At 57.2% G+C, this 7,507-nt stretch carries 6 protein-coding genes; 3 read left to right on the forward strand and 3 right to left on the reverse strand.

What is annotated here, in order from left to right; genetic code table 11:
* Positions 1-588: class I SAM-dependent methyltransferase (locus AWB81_RS38920; RefSeq protein ID WP_144444319.1), on the forward strand; the 588-nt coding region annotated here is incomplete at its 5' end.
* 228 nt (positions 589-816) lie between these two features.
* Here AWB81_RS38920 and AWB81_RS38925 read toward each other — a convergent pair.
* Positions 817-2,307: an arylsulfatase gene (locus AWB81_RS38925; protein WP_062643517.1), complete on the reverse strand. Its 1,491-nt coding sequence runs from the start codon at positions 2,305-2,307 to the stop codon at positions 817-819.
* 157 nt (positions 2,308-2,464) lie between these two features.
* A complete protein-coding gene (locus AWB81_RS38930; protein WP_087135506.1) occupies positions 2,465-3,901 on the reverse strand; it encodes an anaerobic sulfatase maturase in 1,437 nt (478 codons plus the stop codon).
* 510 nt (positions 3,902-4,411) lie between these two features.
* On the opposite strand from AWB81_RS38930, the gene AWB81_RS38935 reads away from it, so the two are divergent.
* On the forward strand, positions 4,412-4,813 hold the full coding sequence (locus AWB81_RS38935; RefSeq protein ID WP_200822622.1) for a YidH family protein: 402 nt from the start codon (positions 4,412-4,414) through the stop codon (positions 4,811-4,813).
* 123 nt (positions 4,814-4,936) lie between these two features.
* Positions 4,937-5,758 carry a bile acid:sodium symporter family protein gene (locus tag AWB81_RS38940; protein WP_143753569.1) on the forward strand — a complete coding sequence of 274 codons (822 nt, stop codon included), beginning with the start codon at positions 4,937-4,939 and terminating at the stop codon, positions 5,756-5,758.
* A gap of 1,337 nt (positions 5,759-7,095) precedes the next feature.
* Here the strand turns inward: AWB81_RS38940 and AWB81_RS38945 are convergent.
* Positions 7,096-7,329 (reverse strand): hypothetical protein, encoded by a 234-nt coding sequence (locus AWB81_RS38945; RefSeq protein WP_062643523.1) that lies wholly within the window; start codon positions 7,327-7,329, stop codon positions 7,096-7,098.
* Between the last annotated feature and the right edge of the window lie 178 nt (positions 7,330-7,507).

Below are 7,507 nucleotides of genomic sequence, written 5' to 3' on the forward strand. Positions count from 1 at the left end.
TGGATTCCCGCGCTCGACGGTGTCGAAGCGCTTCTCAAGGGACACGGCGCGAAAGTCGCCGACGTCGGCTGCGGCCACGGCGCATCCACGATTCTGCTGGCGCAGGCCTATCCAGATGCGACATTCGTCGGCTTTGACTATCATGAGCCGTCCATCCAGAGAGCGCGAGAGTTGGCCCATGAAGCGGACGTCGGCGATCGCGTCACGTTCGAAGTGGCCAGCGCACAGCAATACCCCGGAACCGGCTACGACCTCGTCGCGTTCTTCGATTGCCTTCATGACATGGGTGACCCGACGGGCGCTGCCGCACACGTATTGCACTCACTAAAAGCCGATGGCTCGTGGATGATCGTCGAGTCGTTCGCGCACGACCGGCTGGAAGACAATCTGAATCCTGTCGGGCGCGTGTTTTACTCGGCGTCCACGATGATCTGCACGGGAGCATCGTTGTCGCAAGAGGGCGGAAGGGCATTGGGTGCGCAAGCCGGCGAAGCACGGCTCAGGGAAGTAGTGACCGCGGGTGGCTTCACCCGATTCAGGCGCGCAACGCAGACGCCGTTCAATCTGGTTTTTCAGGCGCAGGCCTGACCGGCGGCACCAACTCTGGAGGCCTCGCTGATGGATGGACGAGGCCCGTAGACGTATTTATCAACGTGGCCAGCTCAACCGGCCGAATTGGCGCGACGCAAGTTCATGCTGGGGATCGGAAAGCAGCGTTTCCCAGGCGACTGCTTCCGAACGGCTTCGTAGAGGCATACGTAACCCTCAGCCATCCGGGCTGGTCGCCGGGTTAATTTTCTTTCGATGCGTGGCCCATCAATGATGGGCACCGCCACCCGCATCGTCCAGTTGCCGCAGCACGGCGTCGAGATTAAACGACGCCGGCTTTTGCCGCGGCGGAAACGCCTTGAAGTTCTCGATCTGCGACGCTACCACCGCTTGCATCGCGTATAGCAGATAAGCATGGGAGATCATCCAGTCGTAGTATGTGTTTGAGTTCTCGTCCGCGCGCTCGAACGGGTCCCGCCGAAGATGGAACATCTTTGGAATCCGCAGCCGGACAAAGGGCTCCGCCCAGCACGCCAACTGCTTGGCGCGCTGCTCCAGCAAGACCATTTTCCAGTCACGCACACGGATCGCCATCACGTCGCCATCGTCGCTGATATAGAAAAACGATTCGCGCGGGCTTTCTTTCACTTCCCCGGTCAGATAGGGAAGCATGTTGAAACCGTCCAGGTGAACCTTGTACGTTTTCTCGCCAGCTTTGTGTCCCTTAAGCAGCTTTTCCTTGACCTCCGGCTCGCCAGCCGCCGCGAGTAAGGTCGTCATCCAGTCCTGGTGTGTGACTATCCCGTTAAGAACGGTGCCAGCAGGTATTTTCCCCGGCCACCGGACGAACGCCGGAACGCGCCAGCCTCCTTCCCAATTTGTATTCTTTTCAGACCGGAATGGGGTGATGCCAGCGTCTGGCCAGCTATTGAAGTGAGGGCCGTTATCCGTCGAGTACATGACGATGGTATCGTCGGCAATTCCCAATTCTTCCAGCTTCGCCAGCATCTTGCCGATGTTCTCGTCGTGCGCGACCATGACGTCGTTATATTCGCCCTGTCCGCTTTTGCCCTTGTGCTTTTCTGCGCAGTGAGTCCGGAAATGCATCGCCGTCGTGTTGTACCAGACGAAGAACGGCTTACCATTGTTATGAGCCTTGTCGATGAATGTGCAAGCCAGTCCGGTCGTTTCTTCGTCAATCGTCTCCATGCGTTTTTTTGTAAGCGCACCGGTGTCCTCGATCCGCTGACCGCCCTTGCCATCAGACCAGCAGTGAAGCACACCTCTCGGACCGAAACGTTTCCTGAACGCAGGATCCTTCGGATAATCGGGATCCTCAGGCTCTTCTTCCGCATTCAGGTGATACAGGTTGCCAAAGAACTCGTCAAATCCATGCATGGTAGGCAGGAACTCATCCTTGTCGCCCAGATGGTTCTTGCCGAACTGCCCGGTGACATAGCCCAGAGGCTTGAGCATCTCCGCGATGGTGGGGTCTTCGGCCGACAGCCCGACGTCGGCGCCCGGCATACCGACCTTGGTCAGTCCCGTTCGGATCGGATTCTGCCCAGTAATGAATGCTGCGCGTCCAGCCGTACAACTCTGCTGTGCGTAGTAATCTGTAAATGCCACACCCTCGTTTGCAATGCGATCAATATTGGGCGTGCGATAACCCATCTGCCCACGGCTGTTGAAGCTGATGTTCCACCATCCGATATCATCGCCCCAAAGAATCAGGATATTCGGTTGCTTTGTCGCCATGATTGTTTCCACTCCTTTCAGATGACGCCCGGTCTGCTTTGGGCAAGCCGGGCGAAGAGGCTGCGTCAATCACCTAAGTGAGCCAGCATGTCGCTCGCTGGTCCCTGCTCCGTGAGGATGTCACGACCACCGACGCTTTTGGGCGCCACCTTCCCCATCATGAGGTGCGCCGCTCCTCACTGATCCCCGGGTCAAACGAACGACGCGGTGCATTATTGCCGTGGCAGAATTTGAATTTCCTGCCACTGCCACACGGACAGGGTGCATAAGGGCCGCGCCGTTTATCTTCGATTGCGGTCATCGCCATCACCTCAGACGGCGGCCGGCCATCGCGAAGGAGTTTCGCCATCGTCTCCATCGCGTGCCGCGATTGCGTGAAGAACAACTCGAGACCGGAGCACAAATAGTTTTGCCCTGCCTCGCCGTCCCGTGAAAGCGCGAAGCGGTCCTTCGGACATCCGCCGTTACACAACGTCCTCACTTCGCAATTCCTGCACTGGGCCGTGAGCGAGTCGCGCTTGTCCAGTCCAAACTTGCGCTGTTCGGGCGATGCCATGAGCTCGAGCATGTGCGTTTCGTGAATATTGCCTAATCGATATCCGGGTTCGACAAAGTGATCGCATGAATATAGATCGCCGTTGTACTCGAGCGCGGGGCCGAGGCCACAGGTCGGAGCGTGGATGCACAACAGATGGCGACCGAAGAAGGCCTCTAGCGTCACGTCGAACAATTGCACGAAGACGCGACCGACGTCGCGGCGCACCCACTCCTCGAAGACATCCATCAGGAAGAGACCATATTGCTTCGCGCCGACTGAACGTTCGGTGACAAGATTGCCGGTCTGTGTATACAGAACGCGCTTGTGGCCCGCCCGTTCGCTCCAGCCCCGATTCGCCAGTTGGATCGTCTGTTCCGTTGCGCGCTCGATGATCGGGATAAACTGGATCCACCTTGCGCCGAGTTCATCGCGGAAGAAGCGATAAATCGAGCGGCCGTGATGCTGGTTGGCGGAGTTGACCGTGCACAGGATGTTGAACTCAACGCCATGCTTGCGTAGTTGATTCCACCCGCCCATGACCAGATCGAAGGTACCCTGCGCACGACGATCGACGCGAAAGGTGTCGTGAAGTTCACGCGGACCATCGACACTTAGCCCCACGAGAAAGTGATACTCCTTGAAGAACTCACACCATTCATCGTCGAGAAGAATGCCGTTGGTCTGAAACGTGTGTTTCACAGACTGTCCCGGCCTGCGGTACTTTTCGACTAGTTCGACCGCGTTCCTGAAGAATTCGACCTTCATCAGCGTGGGTTCCCCGCCTTGCCACGCTACGGTGACCTCTGGCGTGCGATGCGACTCCAGCAGCTGGCGAATGTAGGTTTCCAGCGTCGCCTGCGACATCCGATGCTTTTCATTTGGATACAACGCCTCTTTCGACAGGAAAAAGCAGTATTTGCAGTCGATGTTGCAGGTCGAGCCACTTGGCTTGGCCAGCAGATGGAAGCATGGTGGCGCATCCGATGGCCGGCTTTCGGCCGTTTTCGCTTCGTCAATACTCGATGTTGAAGCGCGAGGCAGCAGCGTGGCTTCCATGGCCGTGTTCCCTTTTGATTATCAGAGTTGCCAAAAGATTGCCCGACGACGCCGGCCAGGCGCCTCAACGTGTCAGAAGGTACGTATCCCAAGGGAACGGTCGCAGACACAAACGTGATTGGTATTTAAGGCACCCAGCCTCTGGAAAGCAAACGCAATTTCGTGATTTCCGATTCAAGAGCAGATAACGAGGCTCGTCCACACCATTCAAGGGTGCGAGGCATCGAAAATCTGGCATCGCCGTCGTCATCGTTATCGTTATGGAAGCAAATACATCACTGTGGCCGCGATCGAATCCTGTTCGGATGGGCTCGGCGCGTGATAATGCGAGCGTTTCATCTGACTGACTACGCACGCATGAGCCACGCCTTTCGAAGCGGGAGATTCTCGCAATCGTGCGTTCCATGAACTAGATTAACGTTGACGCGTGTGGGCGCCTTGATTTCCGTTTGTGACAATACCGGGAATTTGCTGTTGCAACCCGGGCCGACCAACCATCCGGAGAACGGTGTGGCTAACGTGGAAGCGCGCTCATCGAATCAACTGGCCGAAGAGCGAACTGATCTCGCGACGACACGCACGCTGATGGCAGCGGACCGTACCTTGATGGCGTGGACCCGCACTGCGCTTTCGATGATCAGCTTCGGCTTCACAATCTACAAGGTGCTGGATGGATTTAGGGAAGCGGGCGTTCATCTTGCCCATCCGCACAGTCCTCGAAGCATCGGCCTTTTTCTCACAGGACTGGGCACGGTTTCGATGGTGCTGGGAACGATCGAGTACTGGCGGATGATCGTCAGTCTGCGTGACTATCAGCCAGTCAGCCTGTGGCGGCCCGCTTTTTTAGTTGCGTTGGTTATGGCCTTTTCGGGCAGCTTTCTCTTTCTAAGCATCATCATAAGGTTGCTCTGAGCGTAATCACGACGCCGGGCGCAGCGGTGGCCCTGCCAGGCGAGATCGTGGTTCAATGCCGTATCGGATGGATCGCATTCCGGATCACATGGTGGCTGTACCGCTTCGAAAGGTGCCAGTGTCGTGACTGAAGCCCTGATGATCCTGCTGAAGGTCTCCATTGTCGTCCTGATCGCTTGCGTCGGAGCCGGGACTTCGCCTTCCGAACTGACCTATCTATGGCGGCGCCCCGCGCTATTGGTACGTTCCCTTGCAGCAATGTATCTGCTGGTTCCCCTGCTCGCGTTCGGCCTCGTGCAAATCATGCCCATTGAGCGAGGGGTCAAAGCTGCGATGCTGGTGCTCGCTGTTTCCGCGGGAGCCCCGTTGCTTCCCAGAAGGCTCAAGAAACTGAATAGCCAGCAGTACATCTTTAGCTTGCTGATCACATCCTCGCTCGTCGCCATTGTCGCCGTGCCCCTGTGGGCGGCGTTTTTGGGCGCCTACTTTGACGTTACGGTCGAGCTATCCGAACGCACTGTCGTGACAGACATTGCTAAAACCATTCTGCTGCCGATTATGATCGGCATGGCGCTTCGCCTCATTCTCCCGGCCTGGTCGGAACGGTTGTCGGACCGGCTTATCATGATTGCTGGCGTTGTCCTGGCGGCGTCCGGCATCATCCTGCTGGTCATACATAGGCAGCACGTGGTGGGGCTCACTTGGCAAGGTGTGCTCGCGCTCGTGGGACTGATGGTGTTTGCGATGCTCATCGGTCAGCTTCTGGGCGGTCCCAACCCGGGTGACCGGACGGCGCTGGCGATCGCCTGCGCAACCCGACACGTCGGCATTGCGCTGGTCGTCGCAACGGAGTTTGTCGGCGTAAGAACAGCCGTGCTTGTTGTTGCGTACTTCGTCACTGCGTTCATCGTTTCGAGCATCTATCTGACCTGGCGACGACGATAGCTTGCAATAGCAAGCAAGCCACTCAGGGCTTCACGTGTTCAATACGCTTCGAAGGCTCGCGCTATGTCGGCTCGGTCCCAATGAATCATCGGTTGTCCCGGTTCAATAAAAATAATTGTGTCGAATTACTCAACCCGTGTCGCGAAACAAACCCTACTCGTGTCGCTTTTGCGCCTTGCGGGCCGCATGAGCCCCGTTTAACGCGAGCAATCCGGAATCCACGCGTGTCGCGTTTTGCTTGCCCGTACCCTACAGCTGTCGTATTTTTCCAAAAATTGTAAGACAACATTCGGAGCAGAGCAACCTACTGAGCTCTCTCCCCGGCGGTCGCAAGCACCCGACGTCGCAATCGTTGGTGTCCGGTGTGCGTCCGCCTCTCTCACTTCGCGCTAGTCCGAAGACAGCGATTACTTCTTTTATCTTGGTCGTCTTAGAATTTGACCGCTTCCGGTCGCGGCCCGACGGTCGGTCGGTTCTTGAATGATTCTCCCAACTCTCAGAGTCTACTGTCGCGATAGCCCTCTTCCGCGTCGTCGCTACTTTTGCAGGCAGTCGAAACGGTCGTCAATCCGCGTTTTGCTGCGCGAAACGGAGAGACCGCAAAGTATCCGTCAGCGTAACCCGTTCGGGCTGGAAGATAGTGCGAGACGAGCATTGCTGGGCCACATCAGGACGAGGCGGGGGTAGGCAAGGCTTTCTGGGTCTCAGAATGTGTGGCCTTGATCATGCCAATAGTGCCAGTCCGACCGCAAAAGAGGCAGGCGGGATACGCATAGGAACAAGCGGCGATGCCGGTGCAACCAATCTTGCCCAAGAAGCCGCCAATTCCGGCCAAGTCGTTCTCGCTTCATGTGCACAGCGTCCCACGCACGATGTCGATACTGGCGATTTTGAACCGCGGCCAGGCCATATCGCCATTGTTCGCCCGCTGATTGCATTGCCGGTCGCAACTCGGAACCGCACGCGCATGGCAGACAATCGATTTCTGCGCGCACACTTCTCCTCTCGAGCATGATTTCCGAGTGGTCGCGCCATAGTCCTGTCCGAAGACAGAGAAATGAACTCGTCATTTTGTCGGTAAGACGATTGGTATTTGTAGTCGTATCCGCCCCAATGAAATCGTTCGCCCCTCTTCCAAAAGCGCTGGTTGTTCGCCGAAGCGAAGCCTTACTTTTGAGGACTTATCTTGGAAGACAGAACCGCCGTTCGCGATCCAGCGCCCCGCCGCCGCTGCGCCATTTCCCTCAATCTGAGTCTGAAATGTTCGCGCCGAGAACGAGCGCGCCGGCCGACTGCGCCCGTTCCGGCCCCCGCACCCTAGTCGGTTCTGAAGCTTCTCACGCCCAAGCTGTCAGCCGATGTAGCAACGCGGCGATGCCATCCTGGTGTGTGAACCTGGAAAGCTTCTCGCGCAGATGCCGTTCTTCAACGTACCAGACGGCGCCGTCCCTTCCGGCGAACTCGAACATCTCTCGCATGACGGTGAACCATGCATAGAAGCCGTTATCTCCGAGCGCCCGAGCACGTTCGTCGAACCAAGCGAAGTCATCAGCCAGTTTCGCCGACACCATCGGGCCGATGATTCCGGAGTCGCATGAATAGCGAATTAGCTCGCGAAATGGCCCTGGACTTTGCACGTCGTGTATCAGCCAGTTGTACCCGCCCGATCTCGCCTGAACCGCCTATAAGGACCTCCCCATTTTGACAAGCGGGTTTTAATGCGTCACTGGTCAAGTTCCGTTGTCGTTC

The organism is Caballeronia arationis (genome assembly GCF_001544975.2).
GTDB classification, from domain to species: domain Bacteria; phylum Pseudomonadota; class Gammaproteobacteria; order Burkholderiales; family Burkholderiaceae; genus Caballeronia; species Caballeronia arationis.

Excerpts from the sequence above, each read along its gene's own strand:
- AWB81_RS38925 (WP_062643517.1), bottom strand. The coding sequence starts at position 2,307 with ATGGCGACAAAGCAACCGAATATCCTGATTCTTTGGGGCGATGATATC.
- AWB81_RS38930 (WP_087135506.1), bottom strand. The coding sequence starts at position 3,901 with ATGGAAGCCACGCTGCTGCCTCGCGCTTCAACATCGAGTATTGACGAA.
- AWB81_RS38945 (WP_062643523.1), bottom strand. The coding sequence starts at position 7,329 with ATGGTGTCGGCGAAACTGGCTGATGACTTCGCTTGGTTCGACGAACGT.